Raw genomic sequence first — 19901 nt, 5'->3', positions numbered from 1 at the left:
CGGGAAGTGGTCGCGGAGCAGTGTTCACCGGCCTCACCCACCGCGCCCTGGGCCGCGGACTCTCCACGCCGTGGCGGGACGGCGTGACACTCACCAGCGTGAAAGGGATCTTCTATACCGGTTTGCTCAGGTTTACCCCCAGTAGAAGACTGGCCATGTCCGAAGTTTTCAGGCGTGTGCGCGGCCCCTGGGAGGCGTCATGTTCGTACGCGCGGTTTATGCGACCGGTGATCCCGCAAACATCGGCACCGCCATCGAGCGGCTCAGTTCCGAAGGCCGGGAAGCGGTCGCACAGCAGCCGGGATTCCGGGGGTTCGGGCTCTTCGTGGACCGGGAGCTCGGGAAGCTCCTGACAGCCAGTTGGTGGGAGACGGAGGAGGACCGGAGGAACAGCGACGAGGCGTTGCGCGAGCGGCGGACGGAAGTTTTGGAGCGGTTCGCTGCGACGACTACGAGCAACGATTACGAAGCGGTGGTCTTCCACCCCGTCCGGCAGCCTACGGCGGGAGCGGGCCTGCGGATCACCAGGGTGGAGTTCGACCCCTCCGACACGGATCTGTTCGCCGAGACGTTCCGGGCGTCGGTGATCCCCCGGCTCGAAACGCTTCCGGGGTTGGCCCGGGCGTCCCTCCTCGTCGATCGGGACCGGGGGCATGGCCTGGTCGGCGTCGTGTTCACCGACCGTGAGTCCCTTGCCGCGTCCCGGGCCGGCCAGGCGGCAGCCCGGCACGAGGGCGCCGCCAAGGCCCATGTCACCGTGACCGGGCTGGAGGAGTTCGAGGTCGTCTTCTCCGACGTGCGGAGCGAGTGAAGCGAGCAGCCGTGGGGCGACCGCACGCACCAGGCCGGTGAGGGCGGGCGTGCGGTCGCTGTCCCGGCGCGTCCGCGTCCTCAGACGGTCGCCTCCTCCACCGCGTCCTCCTCCGCCGTCTCCCGCCGCCCCCGCATCCACACGTACACCGGAATCCCCGCGAACAGGAACAGCACCCCCTGATACACCGCCGCGTACCCCGCGCCCGCGATCAGCCAGAACGAGAACGCGAAGGACAGGGCGGCCACGATCAGGTCGCGGACCAGGCCCGTCGGGCGGACGCGGGCGCGCGTGCCCCTGGCCAGCCAGTACAGCTGGGCCGCCGCTGAGAAGAGGTACGGGACGCAGCCCGTGAACGTCGTGATCAGGACCAGGACGCGGAACGTGGTGTCCGGGCCCGCCGTGTAGTTGAACGCGATGAGGATCGTGCCGAGGATCGCGCAGGCCCAGACGCCGAAGCCGGGCACCCCGCCCTTCCCGACCTTCGCGAACGGCGCCGGGAAGAGGCCGTCGCGGGCCGCCGCGTACGGCATCTGCGCGGCGAGGAGGATCCAGCCGTTCAGGCAGCCGACGATCGACGCGACCGCGACCAGCGCGATGGCCGTGCCGCCCCAGCTGCCGCCGGTGATCGCGTTCACGGCGTCGGCGAAGGGGGCGCCGGAGTTCACCAGCTTCTCGTGCGGGACCAGGCCGAAGACGGCGACTGTGCCGAGGATGTAGACGAGGGCCGAGCCGAGGGTGCCCAGGACGCTCGCCCGGCCGACGTTGCGCTCGGGGTCCTCCACCTCGCCCGCGCTGACCGCCGCCGACTCCACGCCCAGGAAGCTGTACAGCAACAGTGCGGCGGAGGCTGCCAGGGCGCCCGGCACGCTGTCGCCGGACGCGTTGAACGCGCCGAAGTTGTCCGTGTCGATGAAGAACAGGCCCACGGTGGCGACCAGCAGCAGCGGCACGAACTTCAGGATCGTCGACACGATCTGTACGGTGCCGACCCACCGGGTGCCCGCGAAGTTCGCGGCGGCCGGCAACCAGAGGGCCAGTATCGCGACCAGCGCCCCGAGGGCGTGGTTGTCGTTGAGGGGGATCAGTACGTCGACGTAGCCGACCGCCGCGACCGCCAGGGCCGCGATGCTCACCCATGTCATCGTCCAGTACGACCATGCCGACAGGAAGCCCGCGAAGGGGCCGAACGCGTCGCGCGGGTAGACGTACAGACCGCCGGTGACCGGGCTGCGGCGGGCCAGCTTGCCGAAGAGCAGGGCGAGCAGGACCGCGCCTATGGAGAGGACCAGGAAGGCGAGCAGGCTTATCGAGCCGTACGGGGCGACCGTGGCCGGCAGGACGAAGATGCCGCCGCCGATGATGTTGCCCATGACGAGCGCGGTGGCGGCGGCAAGGCCGAAGGTGCGGCGGCGGGGGGCGGCCGCGGTCGGTGCGGTCGGAGTCAGCTCCGGCTCGTCGGGCTCGGTGGTGCTGGGAGCAGTCATGACACTTCCGGTCAGCAGCGGGAGGGGGCGGGGAGGTAATGACAAGGAAGGGCAAGGAAAGCAGGGGCGGAGCAGAGTGGGGGGCGCGATGGTATCCCGCCGTCCCACATCGTGGGCGATCCGTTCATGCACTGGACATCTACGGCCGTCCGGGCAGTCGTCGAATAGCCTCGACGCATGACCAGCGACGCCTTCCACTCCCCCGCCCGCCCCTCCTTCCCCACTGTCCTCGCCACCGGCGCCCCCCTCGTCCTCGACGGCGGCATGTCCAACCAACTGGCGTCCGCCGGGCACGATCTGAGCGACGAGCTGTGGTCGGCGCGGCTGCTCGTCGAGCAGCCCGAGGCGATCGTCGACGCGCACCTCGCCTACTACGAGGCGGGCGCGGACGTCGCGATCACCTCCAGCTACCAGGCCACGTTCGAGGGCTTCGCCAAGCGCGGTATCGGCCGGGAGCGTGCCGCCGAGTTGCTCGGGCTCAGCGTGGAGCTGGCCCGCGAGGCCGCGCGCCGGGCGGACACCGAGCGGCCCCTGTGGGTGGCGGCGTCGGTGGGGCCGTACGGGGCGATGCTCGCGGACGGGTCCGAGTACCGAGGGCGGTACGGGCTGAGCGTCGACGAGCTGGAGCGTTTCCACCGGCCGCGGGTGGAAGTGCTGGCCGCCTCCGGGCCCGATGTGCTGGCCCTGGAGACCGTGCCCGACGTCGACGAGGCCGACGCCCTGCTGCGCGCGGCGCGCGGGCTCGGGGTGCCGGTCTGGCTGTCGTACAGCGTGGCCGGGGACCGGACGCGGGCCGGGCAGCCGTTGACGGAGGCGTTCGCGTTGGCCGGTGAGTCGGACGAGGTCGTCGCGGTCGGCGTGAACTGCTGTGTGCCCGAGGACGTGGAAGGCGCCGTGGAACTGGCGGCCCGCGTGACCGGCAAGCCGGTAGTGGTCTATCCGAACAGCGGTGAGGTGTGGGACTCCGACGCCCGTGCCTGGACCGGCAGTTCGACCTTCACGGCCGGCCAGGTGACGGGCTGGCGGGACGCGGGGGCCCGGCTGATCGGCGGGTGCTGCCGGGTGGGACCGAAGGCGATCACATCGATCGCGGACACGCTTCGGTGAGTGGTTGCGCGGTGCGTTGAATGCGTACGGGGGTGACCGCGCACTCGGTCCAGCAACCGGTACGCGGTGCAGCGACCGCGCACCCGGCATGGTGACCGCCTGCGCCATGCGGTGACCGCGCGCCTCGCGCACGTGACCGCAGGCGTCGCCGGGCTCGGCCGGGTGAAAGTTTCGGGGTGCCGGTGGCGCACGCCGCTGCTCCCCGCCGTTCGTCCGCGCTGCTAGCCTCCCGACGGGAACCGGTTGTCGGTGTGTTGCCGTGCTTCCCGGGGAGAGGGGTGGGGCGCACCATGACGAGGAAGAACGGGACCGGGGACAGCCCGGCGCGCAGCACCATCCGGGATGTCGCGGCGCGGGCCGGGGTGTCCGCGTCCACCGTGTCGCGGGTGCTCGGCGGCGACTATCCGGTGAGCACGGCGACCCGGGGCAGCGTCATGCGGGCCGTCCGGGAGCTGGACTACGTCGCCGACGCGCGTGCCAAGGCGGTCGCCGGTGTCGGGACGCCCACGCTCGCCTTCGTGCTCGACGACATCACCGGCCCGTCGTTCGCGCTGATGGCGCACGGCGTGGAGCGGGAGGCGACCCGGCTGGGTCATCTGTGCCTGGTGTGCAGCACGGACGGCGACGCCGCGCACGAGCTGCGGTTCGTCGAGATGATGCGCGCCCAGCGTGCCGCCGCCGTGATCCTGGTCGGCGGCACGGCCGACACCCCCGAGTACCGCTCCCGCACGGCCCGTATCGCCGACTCGCTGGCCTCCGTCGGCTCGCGTCTGGTGCTGTGCGGCCGGCCTCCGCTGGATCCCGGTACGCCGGTCACGGTCATCGAGTACGACAACGAGGGCGGCGCCTACGCCCTGTGCGCCCACATCCTCGCCCAGGGCCATCAGCGCGTCCTCTTCCTCGGTGGTCGCCCCGACCACACCACTGCCCAGGGCCGCGAACGGGGTTATACGGCCGCCCACCGCGCACGTGGTCTGGAGCCCGACCCGGCGCTACGGCTGCACGGTGACTTCACCCGGGACTCGGGTCACCGTCTGATGCGTCAAGTCCTGTCGCAGGGGCTGGAGTTCACGGCGGTGATGGCCGCCACCGACATGGTCGCGGCCGGTGCGCTGACCGCCCTCCACGAGGCCGGTCTCTCCGTACCGGGCGAAGTGTCGCTCGCCGGGTACGACGACATCCCGTTCGCCCGCGATCTGCATCCGGCGCTCACCACGGTCCACGTCCCGTACGAGGAGCTGGGCCGCCTCGCCGTCCGTACCGCCCTGGGGCGGACATCGGACGACCCGGACGAGCATCTGCTGCTGGGCACCCATGTCGTCGTACGGAACTCGGTGGCGGTGCGGCGGTAGACCGGCGTACCGCCACCCGACCGCGCCATCGTCGCTACGCCAGCCTGGCGTACGCCCGCACGTCCGCGTCCGCGTCCCCCGACACCGAGGCCAGCGCTTCGGCGACGCCCGGCCGGCCGTCGTGGCGGCGCAGGGCGCGTACCGCGGCCTTGCGGACGTCGGCGAACGCGTCGGACAGTGCCCCGGTGAGGGCGGGCACCGCCAGGTCCGGGGCGGCGGCGCCCAGTGCGGTGGCCGCGCCCGAACGGACCTGCCAGGCGGGGTCGCCCAGCGCCTCGGTGGCGGCCGTGTCCAGTGGGGGTGGGCAGCCGGTGGTCGCGAGCGCGGTGAGCGCGGCGGCGCGGACCAGTGCGTCGGTGTCGGCGAGCAGGGGCCCCAGGTCGTCCGGGGTGCCGACGGTGCCCAGGCCCTGGGCGGCGGCGACCCGTACCTCACGTGAGGTGTCGGCGGCGGCGCGGGCCAGTTCCGTTGTCGCGTCCACCGACACCAGGGCCCGGACCGTCTGGATGCGCACGCCGAGGTCGGGGTCGGCGAGGGTGCGGGCGTACAGGTCGGCGGAGCCGAGGCGCAGGGCGCGCAGGACGTCGAGCGCGGCGGCCCGTACGCCTTCGCGGCCGGGGTCGTCGAGGGCGAGCGCGGCGATCAGTGCGTCGCGCAGGGCGTCGTCGGGCGGCAGTACCTCGACGAGTTCGCGCAGGGAGCCGGCTGCCGACTCGCGTACGCCCGCGTCGGGGTCGCCGAGTGCGGTGGCCAGGGCCGGGCCGGCGCCTTCGGGGGTGGTCTCGGTGAGGGTGGCGACGGCGGTGCGGCGTACGGCCGGGTCGGGGTCGGTGAGGTAGGGGCGCAGGTCGGCGAGGCTCGGCTGTTCGTCGGCCAGGGCGAGGAGTTCGAGGATGCGCGGGGAGGGCGCGGTCGCCGTGGGGAGGACCGTACGGGCCTTGACCGTGCCGGAGCCGACGGGGGCGACCTCGCGGGGGCCCGCGGTCGCGACCTGTTCGGGGTGGACCTCGCCGAGGACGCTGACCTCGCCACCGGTCGGTTCGAAGCCCTCGACGGGGACGAGGTAGGGCGCCACCGGCCGGGTGAGGAACTCCATCGAACCGTCCGCCGCCTTGCGGACGTTGAGGTGCTTGAACCAGTCCGCGTCGTCGCGCTGCGGGATGTCGGTGCGGTCGTGGTAGAGGCCCCAGCGGCTCTCCGTACGGGCCAGGGAGGAACGGGCGGCCAGTTCGGCGCAGTCGCGGATGAAGTCGACCTCGGCGCAGCGCATGAGTTCGTGCGGGGTGTGGCCGCCCATGCCTGCGATGTCCTCGCGCATCCGCTCGAACGCCTCGACGGCGAGGGAGAGTCGGGCGCCGGACTTGGGCGGGGCGACGTAGTCGTTGACGAAGCGGCGGAGTTTGTACTCGACCTGGGGCTGTGGGGGGCCGTCGGGGTTGCGGAGGGGGCGGTAGATGAGTTCGTGTGCCTCGCGGAGCTGGTCGGGCGGCAACTCGCCTTCGTAGGCGCGGTGTTCGGTGGCGGCGTCGGCGCCGGCGAGGTCGCCGAAGACGAAGGCGCCGATCATGTAGTTGTGCGGTACGCAGGCCAGGTCGCCGGCCGCGTACAGGCCGGGGACGGTGGTGCGGGCGTGTTCGTCGACCCAGACCCCGGACGCCGAGTGGCCGCCGCACAGGCCGATCTCGGAGATGTGCATCTCGATGTCGTGGGTGCGGTAGTCGTGGCCCCGGTTGGCGTGGAAGGTGCCGCGGGTGGGGCGTTCCGTGGAGTGCAGGATGTCCTCGAGGGCGGCCACGGACTCCTCGGGGAGGTGGCTGAGCTTGAGGTAGACGGGGCCTCGTTCGCTGGCCACCTCTGCCGCGAACTCGGCCATCATCTGGCCCGACCAGTAGTCGGAGTCGACGAAGCGTTCCCCGTGCCGGTTGACCTGGTAGCCGCCGAAGGGGTTGGCGACGTAGGCGCAGGCGGGGCCGTTGTAGTCCTTGATCAGGGGGTTGATCTGGAAGCATTCGATGCCGCTGAGTTCGGCGCCCGCGTGGTACGCCATGGCGTAGCCGTCGCCCGCGTTGGTGGGGTTCTCGTAGGTGCCGTAGAGGTAGCCGGAGGCGGGCAGGCCGAGGCGTCCGCAGGCGCCGGTGGCCAGGATCACGGCGCCGGCGCGCACGGTGACGAACCGTCCGGTGCGGGTGTCGAATCCGGCGGCGCCGACCGCCCGGCCCCCTGCGGTGAGGACCCGGACCGGCATGACGCGGTTCTCGATGCGGATGCGCTCGCGCATCTCGCGGCGGCGCAGCTGCCGGTAGAGGACTTTCTTGACGTCCTTGCCCTCGGGCATGGGCAGCACGTAGGAGCCGGAGCGGTGGACCTGGCGGACCGCGTACTCGCCGTGCTCGTCCTTCTCGAACTTGACGCCGTACGACTCCAGGCGCTGCACCATGGCGAAGCCGCGGGTGGCGGTCTGGCGGACGGTGGCCTGGTTGACGATGCCGTCGTTGGCGCGGGTGATCTCGGCGACGTAGTCGTCGGGTTCGGCGCGGCCGGGGACGACGGCGTTGTTGACGCCGTCCATGCCCATGGCGAGGGCGCCGGAGTGGCGGACGTGGGCCTTCTCCAGGAGCAGGACGTTCGCGCCGTGCTCGGCGGCGGTCAGCGCGGCCATGGTGCCGGCGGTGCCGCCGCCGATGACCAGGACGTCGCAGGTCAGTTCGTCGGCGTCGTGGAGGGAGGGGATCTCGGTGAGGTCCACGGGGGACTCGGTGCGGGCCATGGGGTGGTGCCTCTCAGGTGCCGAGAAGGGCGGTGTCGTGGGAAGCGGTGTCGTTCGGAGCGGTGCCGAGGGAGGCGAGGATCTCGCGGCGCAGGGCGACCGTCGCGCTCTCGCCGTGTGCGGCTCGCTCGCGGGGCCGGGGGACGTCCAGTACCTGGCCGGTGCCGAGGAGGGCGACGCGGTCGCCGAGGAACACGGCCTCGTCGACGTCGTGGGTGACGAAGACGACGGTGGCGCGTGTCCCGTTGAGGACCTCGACCAGCAGGTTCTGCATCCCGGCCCGGGTCTGCGCGTCCAGCGCCCCGAACGGTTCGTCCATGAGCACGGCGCGCGGACGCCCGGCCAGGGCGCGGGCCAGCTGTACGCGCTGACGCTGGCCGCCTGACATCCGGTGCGGCAACTGCTCCTCGCGGCCGGCCAGGCCGACCTGGGCCAGCCACTCCGTGGCCTGCGCCCGTCGTTCGGCGCGCGGCAACCCCCGTATGGCAAGCGGGAGTTCGACGTTGCGGCGGGCGTTGCGCCAGGGCAGAAGGCCGTCCTCCTGGAAGACGAGGGCGCGGTCGGCCTCGGGTCGGGTGATCGGCCGGTCGTCCTGGCTCACCCGGCCCTCGATCGCGGGCAGCAGCCCGGCCAGGGTGCGCAGCAGCGTCGACTTCCCGCAGCCGGACGGGCCCACGACGGTGAGGAGTTCACCGGGGGCGATGTCGAGGTCGAGGCCGCTGAGCACCGGCAGTTCCGGGCGCCCGATGGTCGCGCCCGACAGCCGTAGCCGTACGCCCTTGGGGGCCTCGGTCTCCACTGCGGACGCACTGACCTGGGTCGTCATGAGGTCGCCCTCCCGGACGCTTGCGCGGTTGCGGCCGGGCGGCGGACCCGCGGGCGCACCGCCCGTTCGATGGCCGGGCGCGGCAGCCAGCGGGTGACGCGGCGGCCGGCGACCTCGACGGCGGTGGAGGTGAGCCAGCCGAGGAGGCCGATGGTGGCCATGCCGACGAGGACGCCCGGGTAGTTGACGATGGTGTAGTCCTGCCAGGTGCGGTAGCCGACGCCGTACTGGCCGGAGATCATCTCGGCGGAGATGACACAGATCCAGGACACGCCGATGCCCACCGAGAGCCCGCCGAGGATGCCGGGCAGCGCGCCGGGCAGAACGACGGAGGCGAGGACGCGCAGCCGGCCACCGCCCATGGTGAGGACGGCCTCCTCCCAGACCGGGGTCAGGGCGCGGACGGCGTGCCGGGTGGAGACCAGGACGGGGAAGAACGCGGCGGTGAAGGTGATGAAGACGATGCCCTGCTCGTTGGTGGGGAAGAGCAGGATCGCCACCGGTACGAGGGCGATCGCCGGGATGGGCCGCAGGACCTCGAGGAGCGGGCCGAGGAGGTCGGCGGCGATCCGGGAGCGGGCTATGGCGGTGCCGACCGCGATCCCGGCCACGGCGGCGAGCGCGAAGCCGGTGAGGATGCGGGTCAGGCTGTCCGTGAGGTCCTGCCAGTAGACGGCCGTGCCGAGGCGGTGCGCGAACTCGCGGGCGACCTGGGTGGCGGTGGGGAACTGGGCGAAGCGCAGCCAGAGGTTGACGTGGTGGCTGGTGAGGAGCTGCCAGATGCCGAGCGCGGCGAGCAGCGAGGCGGCGCGCAGCGCGTAGCGGGCGTACGGGGAGGAGAAGGCGGAGCGGGCGGCGGGGGCGGTCATTTGGCTGCCTGCCGGAGTGCGTCGGCGTAGCTGATGATCCGCGCTCCGGGGTGGGCGGCGGTCCAGGCGTCGGCGGCGGCCTCGGTGACGAAGGGCTTCAGGCCGGTGCGGTCCTGGACCCACACCGACTTGTCGGCGAACCAGCGGGTGCCGGTGGTGGCGTCGGGGACGTACGCGGCCCGTACGTCGGCGCGGTGGGCGGCGACATAGCGCAGCAGGGCGGCGGGGTCGGCGTAGGTGCTGGTGGTGGTCGCGCCCTTGAGCCAGACCTCGGGCCTGGAGGCGGGGGCCGTGGTGGCGGCGGCCTTGGCGTATCCGGTGCCGTAGGCCTTCTTGATGTACGTGTCGTCGACGAAGTCGGAGACGTTGACCGGGCCCGCGAGCTTGGCGGAGAGCAGCAGGGGGACGTCCTTCTTCAGGGCCGCGACCAGCTCCGGCTTGAGGGTGGGGTCGAAGGTGGAGATGCCACCCTTGCCGTTGTAGAGGTAGACGACCTCGGCGGGCAGGCCGGTGACCTCGGCGACCTTCTCGGCGGCGGTGACCGGGTGGGTGTCGAGATACTCGGTGGCCTTGATCTGGGCGCCGAGGAAGGCCTCGACGACGGCCGGCCGCTGGTCGGCGAACGCGTCGCGCACGGTGACTCCGTGCAGGGTGGGCAGGCCGAGGGAGCCGCCGTCGTACAGGGCCTTCGCCTTGCCCTGGAAGGCCAGCAGGCCGGGCCAGGCCACGAACTGCGAGAGCGCGTCGACGCTGCCCGCCTCCAGCGCCGAAGCGCCCACGGCGGGCTGCTGGTTGAGCTTGCCGATGTCCTGGTCGGGGTCGAGTCCGGCCTGTTCCAGGGCGCGGACCAGGGTGCCGTCGGCGGCCGAGCCGACGCTCGTCGACACCTTCTTGCCGCGCAGGTCGGACAGCGAATTCAGCTTGGAGTCGGGGGCGGTGACCACAGTGTTGAGGGCGCCGCGCGAGTTGTAGCCGGTGACGGAGACGAGCCGGGTCGGGGCGCTGAGCTGTTTGCCCCGGGAGGCGTTGATGAGCAGCGGGAAGTCGCCCATGGATCCGATGTCGACCTTCCCGGCGACCATCGCGGCGGTGATGGGGGCGCCGGTGGCGTAGTCCTGCCACTCCACCTTGTAGGTGATGCCGTCGCGGGCGCCCTGGGCCCTCAGCGCGCTCTCGAAGTAGCCGAGGGACCGCAGCAGGGTCCCGGCGGTGACGGTGTTGATGGTCTTGGACTGGTAGCCGACGGTCACGGTGACCGACTTGCTGTCCCCGGCGCTCGCCGAGCCGCCGCAGGCGGTGAGGGGGAGGAGCAGGGCGGCGGCGACAACAGCCGGAGCGATACTGCGGGACGGGCGGGACGGGCCGATGCCACGTGACCGGGCGGTGCCGGGTGCCTGGGTGCGCGCCACGGAAGACATGCTGGAAGAACCTTTCACCGGAGGAGGTAGGGCATGTTGACGGTGACCGCGCCCGTGGGGCAGCGGGCGGCGCACGGGCCGCAGTACCAGCACTCGTCGACGTGCATGTACGCCTTGCTGGTGTCCGGGTCGATGGCGAGGGAGTCCAGCGGGCACATGTCGACGCAGAGAGTGCAGCCGTCGATGCACTTGGACTCGTCGATCGTGACGGGCACGTCGGCACGCTGGGGGACGAGAGGCATGGCTGTCTCCGGGAATCGGCTGTCGAGGGTGTGGGTGAGGTGGGAGGGGTGGTTCAGGCGGACCGGTGGAGCAGTCCGCGCATGGTGATCCGGTCGCCCCGGAAGCGGATGAACTCCAGGTCCACGGGCCGCCCGTCGGACAGACAGGTGAGCCGCTCCAGCATCAGTACGGCGGCTCCGCGCGGGGCCTCCAGGACGGCCGCGGAGTGCGCGTCGGCGGTGACGGCCTCCAGGGTGATCTCGGCGGTGCCCAGACGCCGGCCGGTGATCTGCTCGAGCAGCCGGAAGACGTCGGTGTTCTCCAGGTCGGCGCCCAGGAGTTCGACCCCGATGTCCATCGGGATGTAGGTGAGGTCCAGGGACAGCGGCACCCCGCCGAGGCGGCGCAGTCGCTCCACGTACAGCACCTCGGCGCGCGGGCGCAGTCCGAGCCGGGCGGCGACCGGCCCGGGCGCGGGGACCGGGCTCATGGTGCGGACCTCGTTGGTGACGTGACCGTGCTCGTGGAGGGTCTCGGCGAGGCCCATCAGCCGGTCCAGGCCGTGCGGGTACTTCTGACAGGTGACGACCGTCCCGACCCCCGGCAGTCGCTCGACCAGTTGTTCGGTTCGCAGCAGGTCGAGGGCCTGGCGCACGGTGTTGCGGGACGCCCCGTAGTCGGCGCCGATGGCGTCCTCGTGCGGGAGTACGCCGTCGGGGAAGCCCTCCGTCAGGAGCTGGTGGCGCAGCAGGTCGGCGAGTTGCCGCGCCCGGTCCGCGCGCAGCCGGCGGCGTCGCGCTGCCGCGACGGGCGCGGTGTGTTCGCGAGTGCGGTCGGCGGGCATCGGGGCTCCCAGGGAGGCGGGGGTTCGTTTCCCCCGGACCATAACCGGGGGCCGCCCTCCATGGTGTTGCGGCAGTGTTGCGCCACCACCGCAGCGGCCGTTCACCGCCGTGAACTGGCGGTTTGCCGTCGTGGGTGAGAGATCTGCCACCTGGCCGGATCTCGCCAGGTGGCGGTGATCAACGTCGGGGAAGCCCGCCCGGGCGGCGTAGCCGCCGTACGGCGGACAGCGTCTCCGCACCCCGTGCGGGCAGCCGGGGCCGGGTGGCCGAGCCCGACGCGGCTTCCGGAGTCGTCGGGACCGCCGAGGCCCGGTCGGCCGCCCACAGGGCCAGTTCGCGGTCCCGAGGGCCGTCCACGGTGTGCGGGTCGCCGTCGCCGAAGATTCGCACGGGGTGGGAGGCGTCCCAGGGCCGCCAGCCGGGGTCGCCGTCGACGGCGAAGCGTACCCACGCCGTGTGCATGGCCTCGGCGAGGTCCTGCGGGGCGCCCTCACCCGCGAGTTTGGCGGACTCGGGCGCCTCGCGGGTGTCGAACACAAATCCCAGCTCGATGGCGTGACAGGCACCCAGACCGGGTCGGGTGGACGGCCAGGCGAACTCGTAGACGTATGCCCCGCCCTCGCCGTGGGCGTCCGCGAGCCGGTGCAGCGGTACGCGGAGCAGGTGGTCGGTGACCAGCTGGCCGACGAGGTCGGCCGTCCCGGCGTCGGGGTGCAGGACGCGGTAGCCGCGCGGTACCTCGGGGCCGCAGCGACAGCGGGCCATCGCGCCGGCCAGGGCGACCGGACCGAGCCGGTCGACGCGCTCGACGAGCCCACCCGGCACCAGCCACAGCCGGTACTCGTCCCGGGTCCAGCCCAACAGCAGGTCGACGTCGGCGGCGACCCCGTCGACCAGGGCTGCCAGCGGGTCGCGGGGTACGAGGTCGTCGTCGACGACGATGCCGAAGGCGGGCCCGCCGAGCACCGGGCTGCTCAGCCGCCCCACCTCGCCCTGGGTGCGCAGCAGCAACTCCCGGTCGACGGCGGCGAAGGCCTCGGCGGTCGCCGGGATCTTCAGCCGGGTCGCCATACGGCGCACCATCCGCCGTACCTTGTCACGGTCGCTCACCTCGGGCGGCCCGCTCTGCAGCACCGCCCGCCGGAACAGCCCGCGCGCCTTTGGGGAGGCGAGCAGCGCGCCGATGCTGATCGCGCCGGCCGACTGTCCGAAGACGGTGACGCGGTCGGGGTCGCCGCCGAAGGCCGCGATCGACGCCCGCACCCACTCCAGCGCGGCGAGCTGGTCACGCAGGCCGGGGTTGGCCGGCGCGTCCGGGAAGAGGCCGTAACCCTCCACGCCCAGGCGGTAGTTGATGGAGACGAAGACGACGCCGTCGCGGGCGAAGGCGTGCCCGTCGTAGACGGGGACGGCCGAGGAGCCACGGGTCAGGGCGCCGCCGTGGATGAACACCATGACCGGGAGGCGTGCTCCTCGGCCGAGCGCGGGTGTCCAGACGTTGAGGTTGAGGCAGTCGTCGCCGGGCACCACCGGGTCGGACAGCAGCCGGGCGAAGGCCTCCGAGTACGGCGGTTTCGGCGCGGTGGGGCCAAAGCCGCCCGCGTCGCGCACCCCGTCCCAGGGGGTGGGCGGCACGGGCGGCCGGAACCTGCGGGGGCCGAAGGGCGGTGCGGCGTACGGGATGCCGCGGAACACGGCGATCCCGTCGCGCTCGTACCTGCCACGGACGTCTCCGTGGCGTGTCCTGACCACCGGGTCGGTCGGTGCTGCCGTCATCTGCTCACCGGCTTCCTCGCCGCTCGTGAACCGTAGAGATCAGAGCAACACATGACCTGCCGGTATTCCCGCGGAAGGAGCCTTTCGGTGGGTGGTCGTGCGGCTATCTGGCGTACATGAGCGTGCCGAAGCCGAGCTGGTCGAAGCCGCCGCTCGTCGTGCCGTAGTCACCTCCCCCGCCCTCGGGCCGGACGCTCTCGGCCATCGCCTGGATGTACGGGACGGACAGTCCGCGCCGCTTGGCGTAGTGGTAGTAGAGGAGGTCCCAGACAGGGCGGACCTGGCCCCGGCTCGCGGAGGAGATCACGGTCTGTGACGACTGGGAGCAGTTCTGGCCGGTGCCCCAGGTGTAGGTGGTGTAGGGGACGTCGTTGCCCAGGTTGTACTTGGCGACGTACTGGGCGGCCTTCATGAACCGGTTGCCGTCGTGCCCGTACAGGTCGTCGCCCTGGGACCAGGCCATCTCGCAGAAGGCGCCCATCTGGCCCATGCCCATCATGGTGTGCCCCTGGTCCCGCCCCGACTCCTGCCACTGGCCGAGGGCGTAACCCGCGGAGTCGGTGTAGAGGTAGGGGACGGCGTGGGCGAGGGAGCCGTTGCCCGCGCCGGTCTTGAAGTAGTTGACCGCCTGGTCGTACTTGGCCGCGTCGTCGCACAGGATCCCGATCGCGAGGATCGAGTTCATGTTGCAGAGGTCCCAGTTGGCCCAGTAGTTGGTGATGCAGGCGTCGTTGTGGCCGGTGAGGAACTGGTTGTTGAGGGGGTAGAAGACGTCGAGCATCATCGTCTTGAACCGGTTGAGGTCGAACCCGCTGTAGCCGCGCATGAGTTCGGCCGCGTTGGCGAACTGGTAGCCGTAGATCCCGGCGGCCAGGAAGCGGTCGGCGTTGCCGGTGACGGAGGTGAGCGTCGACGACCAGGCGTTGAGGATCCGCACGGCCGTGTCGCCGTTGGCGGTGGTGCCCGCGATCTTCCAGCGCAGGGCGTTCTGGTAGGCGGCGTGGATGTCGTTGTAGAGGATGGTGTAGTTCTCGCCGGTGCCGCCCCTGATGATCGTGGCCTGGGGGCGGGGCGTCCAGGTGGACGCGGAGTGGGAGTTGGCGGTGAGGCGGTTCCAGCCGGAGCGCCAGGGGTCGGTACCGGCGGCGACCTGGACCTTGGCGCGGTTGAGTTCGCCGTAGGCGTGCAACATGCCGGGGTGGGTGAAGGTCGCTGGTGCGGCCTGGGCGGTGGGGGCCGTGATCGCGGCGGCGGAGGTGCCGACGGCGAGGGCGGCGGTGAGACCGCCGACGGACTTCAGCAGTCCGCGGCGGCTCAACTCGGTCTGGTTGTCGTTGACTTGATGGGGTCGATACTGCGGGGAGGAGTGCGTGTGGGGGTATTCGCGGCTCATTGCGATGCATCTCCAATCCTGGGGTGTCCAGGCGGATCAGGTGGGGCTGATGCTCACCTCGTCGAAGTACGAGGTGCAGCGGGCCAGGGGGTCGCGGGAGCAGACCACAAGGCCCACGTAGTAGGCGGCGTCGCCGAAGCCGGGGATGTCTCCCTCGGCGAGGGGGGTCCAGCTGACGCCGTCATCGGTGGAGAAGGCTGCGGAGAAGGTGGTCCCCGTGCGCTTCAGTCGGAGCAGACAAGGGAGTTGGAGTGCGGGGGCGGGGGTGGTGGGACCGGTGAAGGTGGAGGCGCCGGCGACCGTCCTGCGCAGCATCAGCTGTGCGGTGGTGCCGCCGGTGACGATCGCCCCGGCCGCCTGGTCGAACGGTGACAGGGACTTCGCCATGAGCAGTCCGACCCGGTCGGCGGTCGTCGCTCCGCTGCGGGAGACCAGACGGGCGGTGAGGACACTGTCCCCGGTGACCGGCCGCCGGACGAACTGCCCGGTCATTCCCTGGCCGTTGACGTTCAGGTCGGTTCCGGCACCGCGTACGACGAAGGTCCCGTCGCCTGCGCCATCGCCCTTCGGTTCGTACGAGGTGATGCCGGGCGTGCGGACCGCCACCACGCCGTAAGTCCCCAACTCCCGCTCGTCGAGGGCGACATCACCGAGGTCGCCGTACGTCCAGGGGGCCGGCGGCGGGGCGGAGACGGCGAGCGTGAGGCCCGCCGTCGCCACGCCGGAGGCGTTGCCCGCTACGGTCGTGACGGCGAACTCCCCGCTCTCGGCGGGCGTTCCGGAGACGAGCCCGGTACGCCGGTCCACGGCCAGCCCCTTGGGCAGCCCGGCGGCGCTGAACCGCACGGGTTGGTGCGAGGCCCGGATCAACTGCCGGAACGGCACGCCCACGTTGGCGTACGCCGTGCCGGCGGACAGCGCCTCGGGCACCGACGGTGTCGGCATGACGGCCGAGGCGGGCGCCGAACGCGGGCCACGGCCACCGGAGTTGGTCTTGGCGACGGTGTAGTGGTACGTCCGTCCGGGCGCCCCGGTGGAATCCGCGTACCGCAGCCGGGTGCCGAAGCCGACCGGTCCGACACCGGCGGCGACCCTCTCGTACGGGCCCTCGGGACGTGTGGCCCGCAGCACCGTGTACCGCGCCGACAGGTCCGGGTCGGTCCAGGTCAGCTCGACGGCGTCGGCTGCGGTGGCCGCCCGCAGGTCGGCGGCGGTGCGCCGGGGGCGCGGTACGCACCAGACGGTGCCGGAGGCGGACGTCACACGGACGTTGTCGAAGGCGCCGGTGCCGGTCTCGGCGTACTCCGCGTCGACGCCCAGGCAGGAGGTGAGAGCGAGTCCGGCGTACGCGGTGCGCCCCAACTCCACGTCTGTCACGCCGACTTGGGTCCAGTTCTCGCCGTCCGGGGAGATGGACCCCGTACAGCGGCGGCCCTTCCGCTCGACGCGTACCCAGTAGGGGGCGCGCAGCCGGTAGCCGTCGCCGGCGCCTTCGACGTAGGGCGCCGTGAGGGGTGTCGCCGACTCGGGGAGGGCGCCGAGGGCGGAGATCGGGAAGGACGCGGCCGTGGTGATGGCCGTCAGCTGCGAGGGCGGGACAGGCGTGCTGCCTGTCGCCGAGACCGTCGCTCCGGGCGCCTGACGTACGGTCCACACCCCGCTCCAGGTGTGCAGCGGCAGGCCCTGGATCAGCATCGACGCGTGCGGTGCGGCGGGGTCGAGGGAGCCGCGCAGAGTGACGCCGATCTTGGAGTACTGGGAGCTGAGCGGCCACACGATCCGCGCGGTCACTGTGCCGTCGCCGCGCAGGGGCACGTGGGCCAGACGGTAGGTGTCCGCCGTGCCGCCCGCCTCCAGGACGAACCGTTCACCGTCGAACACCGCCGAGCCGGGGACGCCCGTGTCCCCCACGTCCTGGCTCGACCAGGGTGCGGGCAGACCGGCGCCTGCCGTCGCCCATCCCGAACTGCCGCTCAAACCGAGGGAGTTGGTTGCGAGGACGGTGTAGTAGTAGGTCCGGCCTCGGTGTGCGTCCCGGTCGGCGTAGGTGTCGGTGGTGAGGGCGTCGGCGATCACCTCGTACGGGCCCTCGGGGTGGGTGGCCCGCCGTACCGTGTAGCCGGTCGCCCACGCGGACGGGAGCCAGGAGACGGTGACGGCGCTGTCGGTGCCGAGTGCCGTGACGCCCGCCGGGGCGGTGGGCGCGGCCGGTGCGGGGGCCGTCGTGCCGGCGAAGGTCAGGGTGCCCCAGCTCGGCAGGTCGTCGTTGCTGCCCTCGACGACCCGGGCACCGCCCGCGCCCCGGAAGACGGCGGCCTTCGTGTAGGGGGCCTCGAGGCCGCGTACGCCCGCGTAGTGCGCGTACGCCATCTCGTAGATCGGGGGCAGCGTGCCGCGGCCGGTCGCGGAGACGGACGTCTTGATGTACTTGCCGGTGCGGTCGAGGTCGGGGGTGAAGGGGACGTCTCCGCCGAGGTTGTAGCGGGCGGCGTACTCGAAGTTGGCGAGGACGCGGTCGCCGTCGAAGCCCCACAGGTCGACGCCCTGGTTCCAGGCGACCTGGGCGATGTCTCCGGTCAGGCCGACCGCGAGCTGTTCGTGGCCCTGGTCGCGGCCGGCCTCCTGGCCCTGGCCTGCGTCAGTGACGATGCGGTGGGCGATGCTGCCGTTGCCGGCGCCGGCCGCCATGAAGCGCAGGGCGTCCTCGAAGAGGGTCGGCTCCTCGCAGAACACACCGATGGCCAGGATGGTCTGAAGGGCCGTCAGGTCCCAGTTGCCGTTGGCGTAGAGCATGTAGCCGGACACCGCCGGATACCAGACGTCGAGGAAGGACGTCTCGCAGCGGGCGATGTCGGCGTCCGTCCAGCCGTCGTAGTCGCCGAAGTGGCGCAGGAGTTCGGCCGCGTTGACGAACTTGAAGGCCTGGAGGCCCGCGCCGAGCGGTCCGTCGGCGCCCGTGACGGCGGTGAGCGAGGCCGACCAGGCGTTGAGGATGTCGCGGGCCTTGTCGGCGTGGGCGCGGTTGCCTGTCACGCACCACATGAGGGCGTTCTGGTAGGCGGCGGCCGAGTCGGCGACGGCCTGGCCCATGAAGTTGGACGGGCCACGGCCCCAGGAGGTGACCTGGCCGGTGTTCTGCACGGTGTACGTGGACTTGGAGCGGGCGTGGGCGGCAAACGCCGAGTAACCGTCGTAGATGGGTGATTGGCGTGCCGCGACCGCGTCCTTCATCCGGGTCAGGTCGTCGGTGGTGTGCAGCAGGCCGGGGTGCGCGAAGGAGCGTTCGCCGGCCCCGGCCCGGGCGGCGGGCGCGGCGACGGCGAGTCCGGTCGCGCCCGAGGCCAGCAGCAGGGCGGCGGCGCCGCTGCCGCCGAGGAAACCCCGGCGGCTGAGTGGGGAGGTCGTCATGAGGTCGCGGCCGCCTCGGCCTCGGCGGTGGTGAGGAAACGGAGGTTGGTCACATGCTCGTTGGTGTGCATGGGGATGGTGTCGGTGGTGAGGTACCAGGTCGGCTTCTTCATCGAGTCCGCGATCACCGTGCCGTTGACGACGAGGTTCTCGAAGGTCACGTCCTCGATCGCGTGCTTGGCGTCGTAGCCGAGCAGCAGGCACGTGGCGAGCGGCTTGCCGGTGTAGGAGAGGTCCTTGACGTAGACGTTCTGGATGCCGCGCCCGACCGAGGTGTTGTACTTCGTGTTGTACATGACCCGCATGTGGATGAGCTGACCCCAGCGGAAGTCCTCGACACGTACGCCGTCGATCTTCACGTTCTTGATCAGGTTGCTGTCACCGGGGTTGAGGGCGATGCAGCCCTGGTAGCCCATCTGGGGCTCGCGGTGGTCCAGGATGTCGAGGTTCTTGAAGTGCAGGTTCTTGAGGACCTCGGGGTTGTCGGTGTTGCCGTGCGTGCCGACGTTGATGGGGTGGGCGACGTCCGCCCAGAGGGTGGAGTTGCGGACGGTGATGTTGGTGGTGTCGCCGTAGTACTCCCAGCGGTGGGTGTAGATGGCGACGCAGTCGTCGGAGTTGCGCATGAAGACGCCGTCGATGACGACGTCGCTGCTGCAGAAGACGTCGATGCCGTCGCCCCAGCCCTTGGAGCTGAAGGAGCCGAGACCCTTGATCGTGACGCCGGTGGCCTCGCCCAACTGGACGGCGTAGCCGTTCGGGTTGAGCACGGTGACGGCGCCGATGGAGATGTTCCGCGAGTTCTCCACGAGGGCTCCGCCGCCGGCGGTCCCGGCGAGCACTCCCCGGCCGGCGATCCCGGCGTGCTCGACGTCGCGGAAGATCACGGTCGCCTTGAGGACGGCGCCGCCGTCGAGGTACACGGTCTTGCCGGACGGGACGAGCAGCGTGCCGTCGGCGGTGGTATGGACGCCGGGGCCGTAGTAGATGACGTTCGGGTCGTCCACCGCGGGGCGCTTCTTCTCGACCGCGCGGGCGAACAGATGGAGGCAGTCGAAGATGTCGTCGTTGATCTGCACGACGACGTTGCGCGGCCCGTCGAGCGTGAACCGCAGAGTGTCACCCAGGACTTCGGGCTTGATGCCGTAGGAGTCCGGTCGCACCCGGGCCTTGGTGGTGCCGCCCTTGAGGTAGGTGACCTCGATCTCGACGGAACCCTGGAAGTCGAAGTATGCCAGCGAGGAGTTGTAGATCTTGCTCGACCCCGTGGTGGGGTTGATCTCCCCCAGTTGGGGCCGCCAGATGTCAAGGGTCTGCCACTCGCCGTCCGGGGCGGTCCTCACCCGCACCTTGAAACTGGTGTTGGTCGGCATGGCGGACGGCCGGGGGTAGGTGACGAGCGCCGGGGCCGCCTCGGCGTCGGCCGCCCGGGCCGTTGTGGCCGTCAGGTTGGTGAGACCGACGGCGAGCGCGGTGGCACCGGCCGCCTGGAGCGCGGTGCGGCGGGTCAGCGGCGAGGACGACACGAACGACGAGGAAGGCGAGGACTGCGACGACGGGGGCATGAACAACTCCTCTGTAGCAACCGGTTGTCATACGTCATTTGCTTTGCCGCTCCCG

The 19901-nt window shown here is 71.7% G+C and carries 14 protein-coding genes; 3 read left to right on the top strand and 11 right to left on the bottom strand.

What is annotated here, in order from left to right; translation table 11 throughout:
* Positions 1–199 precede the first annotated feature (199 nt).
* Entirely contained in the window at positions 200–811 is a 612-nt protein-coding gene (locus tag PV396_RS04100; protein WP_319200321.1) for a hypothetical protein, read from the top strand.
* Between the two features lie 80 nt (positions 812–891).
* On the opposite strand, the gene PV396_RS04095 is transcribed toward PV396_RS04100, so the two are convergent.
* Positions 892–2298, bottom strand: a complete 1407-nt coding sequence (locus PV396_RS04095; RefSeq protein WP_319200319.1) for an amino acid permease — start codon at positions 2296–2298, stop codon at positions 892–894.
* A 177-nt stretch (positions 2299–2475) separates the two neighbouring features.
* On the opposite strand from PV396_RS04095, the gene mmuM reads away from it, so the two are divergent.
* Entirely contained in the window at positions 2476–3405 is a 930-nt protein-coding gene (mmuM, locus tag PV396_RS04090; RefSeq protein ID WP_319200317.1) for a homocysteine S-methyltransferase, read from the top strand.
* 290 nt (positions 3406–3695) lie between these two features.
* Complete coding sequence (locus tag PV396_RS04085; RefSeq protein WP_319200315.1) at positions 3696–4757, top strand: LacI family DNA-binding transcriptional regulator; 1062 nt, start codon at positions 3696–3698, stop codon at positions 4755–4757.
* Positions 4758–4791: 34 nt separating this feature from the next.
* Here PV396_RS04085 and PV396_RS04080 read toward each other — a convergent pair whose 3' ends face one another.
* From PV396_RS04080 to PV396_RS04035, 10 genes are all read right to left on the bottom strand, one after another.
* Positions 4792–7524 (bottom strand): fumarate reductase/succinate dehydrogenase flavoprotein subunit, encoded by a 2733-nt coding sequence (locus tag PV396_RS04080; protein ID WP_319200313.1) that lies wholly within the window; start codon positions 7522–7524, stop codon positions 4792–4794.
* A 13-nt stretch (positions 7525–7537) separates the two neighbouring features.
* Positions 7538–8350, bottom strand: coding sequence for an ABC transporter ATP-binding protein (locus PV396_RS04075; protein ID WP_319200311.1), 813 nt, complete (start codon positions 8348–8350; stop codon positions 7538–7540).
* A complete protein-coding gene (locus PV396_RS04070; RefSeq protein WP_319200309.1) occupies positions 8347–9219 on the bottom strand; it encodes an ABC transporter permease in 873 nt (290 codons plus the stop codon). The genes PV396_RS04075 and PV396_RS04070 overlap by 4 nt, the downstream gene beginning before the upstream one ends.
* On the bottom strand, positions 9216–10637 hold the full coding sequence (locus tag PV396_RS04065; RefSeq protein WP_319200307.1) for an ABC transporter substrate-binding protein: 1422 nt from the start codon (positions 10635–10637) through the stop codon (positions 9216–9218). Before PV396_RS04065 ends, PV396_RS04070 begins: the two co-directional genes overlap by 4 nt.
* Positions 10638–10651: 14 nt before the next feature.
* Positions 10652–10879, bottom strand: coding sequence for a ferredoxin family protein (locus PV396_RS04060; RefSeq protein WP_006376935.1), 228 nt, complete (start codon positions 10877–10879; stop codon positions 10652–10654).
* Between the two features lie 53 nt (positions 10880–10932).
* Complete coding sequence (locus PV396_RS04055) at positions 10933–11703, bottom strand: GntR family transcriptional regulator (protein WP_307630612.1); 771 nt, start codon at positions 11701–11703, stop codon at positions 10933–10935.
* A gap of 178 nt (positions 11704–11881) precedes the next feature.
* Positions 11882–13480 (bottom strand): carboxylesterase/lipase family protein, encoded by a 1599-nt coding sequence (locus PV396_RS04050; RefSeq protein ID WP_319200303.1) that lies wholly within the window; start codon positions 13478–13480, stop codon positions 11882–11884.
* A 103-nt stretch (positions 13481–13583) separates the two neighbouring features.
* Positions 13584–14873, bottom strand: a complete 1290-nt coding sequence (locus PV396_RS04045) for an alginate lyase family protein (RefSeq protein WP_319200301.1) — start codon at positions 14871–14873, stop codon at positions 13584–13586.
* A gap of 36 nt (positions 14874–14909) precedes the next feature.
* Positions 14910–18281: an alginate lyase family protein gene (locus tag PV396_RS04040; protein WP_319200299.1), complete on the bottom strand. Its 3372-nt coding sequence runs from the start codon at positions 18279–18281 to the stop codon at positions 14910–14912.
* Positions 18278–19846, bottom strand: coding sequence for a glycosyl hydrolase family 28 protein (locus PV396_RS04035; protein ID WP_319200297.1), 1569 nt, complete (start codon positions 19844–19846; stop codon positions 18278–18280). The genes PV396_RS04040 and PV396_RS04035 overlap by 4 nt, the downstream gene beginning before the upstream one ends.
* Between the last annotated feature and the right edge of the window lie 55 nt (positions 19847–19901).

It is taken from the genome of Streptomyces sp. ME02-8801-2C, assembly GCF_033793965.1.
In the GTDB taxonomy this organism is placed as follows: Bacteria; Actinomycetota; Actinomycetes; order Streptomycetales; family Streptomycetaceae; genus Streptomyces.
Note: the sequence above shows the minus strand (reverse complement) of the source record. Positions and strands in the feature narration are given on the sequence as shown.

Excerpts from the sequence above, each read along its gene's own strand:
- PV396_RS04080 (WP_319200313.1), bottom strand. The coding sequence starts at position 7,524 with ATGGCCCGCACCGAGTCCCCCGTGGACCTCACCGAGATCCCCTCCCTC.
- PV396_RS04070 (WP_319200309.1), bottom strand. The coding sequence starts at position 9,219 with ATGACCGCCCCCGCCGCCCGCTCCGCCTTCTCCTCCCCGTACGCCCGC.
- PV396_RS04040 (WP_319200299.1), bottom strand. The coding sequence starts at position 18,281 with ATGACGACCTCCCCACTCAGCCGCCGGGGTTTCCTCGGCGGCAGCGGC.
- PV396_RS04045 (WP_319200301.1), bottom strand. The coding sequence starts at position 14,873 with ATGAGCCGCGAATACCCCCACACGCACTCCTCCCCGCAGTATCGACCC.
- PV396_RS04055 (WP_307630612.1), bottom strand. The coding sequence starts at position 11,703 with ATGCCCGCCGACCGCACTCGCGAACACACCGCGCCCGTCGCGGCAGCG.
- PV396_RS04085 (WP_319200315.1), top strand. The coding sequence starts at position 3,696 with ATGACGAGGAAGAACGGGACCGGGGACAGCCCGGCGCGCAGCACCATC.
- PV396_RS04060 (WP_006376935.1), bottom strand. The coding sequence starts at position 10,879 with ATGCCTCTCGTCCCCCAGCGTGCCGACGTGCCCGTCACGATCGACGAG.
- PV396_RS04100 (WP_319200321.1), top strand. The coding sequence starts at position 200 with ATGTTCGTACGCGCGGTTTATGCGACCGGTGATCCCGCAAACATCGGC.
- PV396_RS04035 (WP_319200297.1), bottom strand. The coding sequence starts at position 19,846 with ATGCCCCCGTCGTCGCAGTCCTCGCCTTCCTCGTCGTTCGTGTCGTCC.
- PV396_RS04050 (WP_319200303.1), bottom strand. The coding sequence starts at position 13,480 with ATGACGGCAGCACCGACCGACCCGGTGGTCAGGACACGCCACGGAGAC.
- PV396_RS04095 (WP_319200319.1), bottom strand. The coding sequence starts at position 2,298 with ATGACTGCTCCCAGCACCACCGAGCCCGACGAGCCGGAGCTGACTCCG.
- PV396_RS04065 (WP_319200307.1), bottom strand. The coding sequence starts at position 10,637 with ATGTCTTCCGTGGCGCGCACCCAGGCACCCGGCACCGCCCGGTCACGT.
- PV396_RS04075 (WP_319200311.1), bottom strand. The coding sequence starts at position 8,350 with ATGACGACCCAGGTCAGTGCGTCCGCAGTGGAGACCGAGGCCCCCAAG.
- mmuM (WP_319200317.1), top strand. The coding sequence starts at position 2,476 with ATGACCAGCGACGCCTTCCACTCCCCCGCCCGCCCCTCCTTCCCCACT.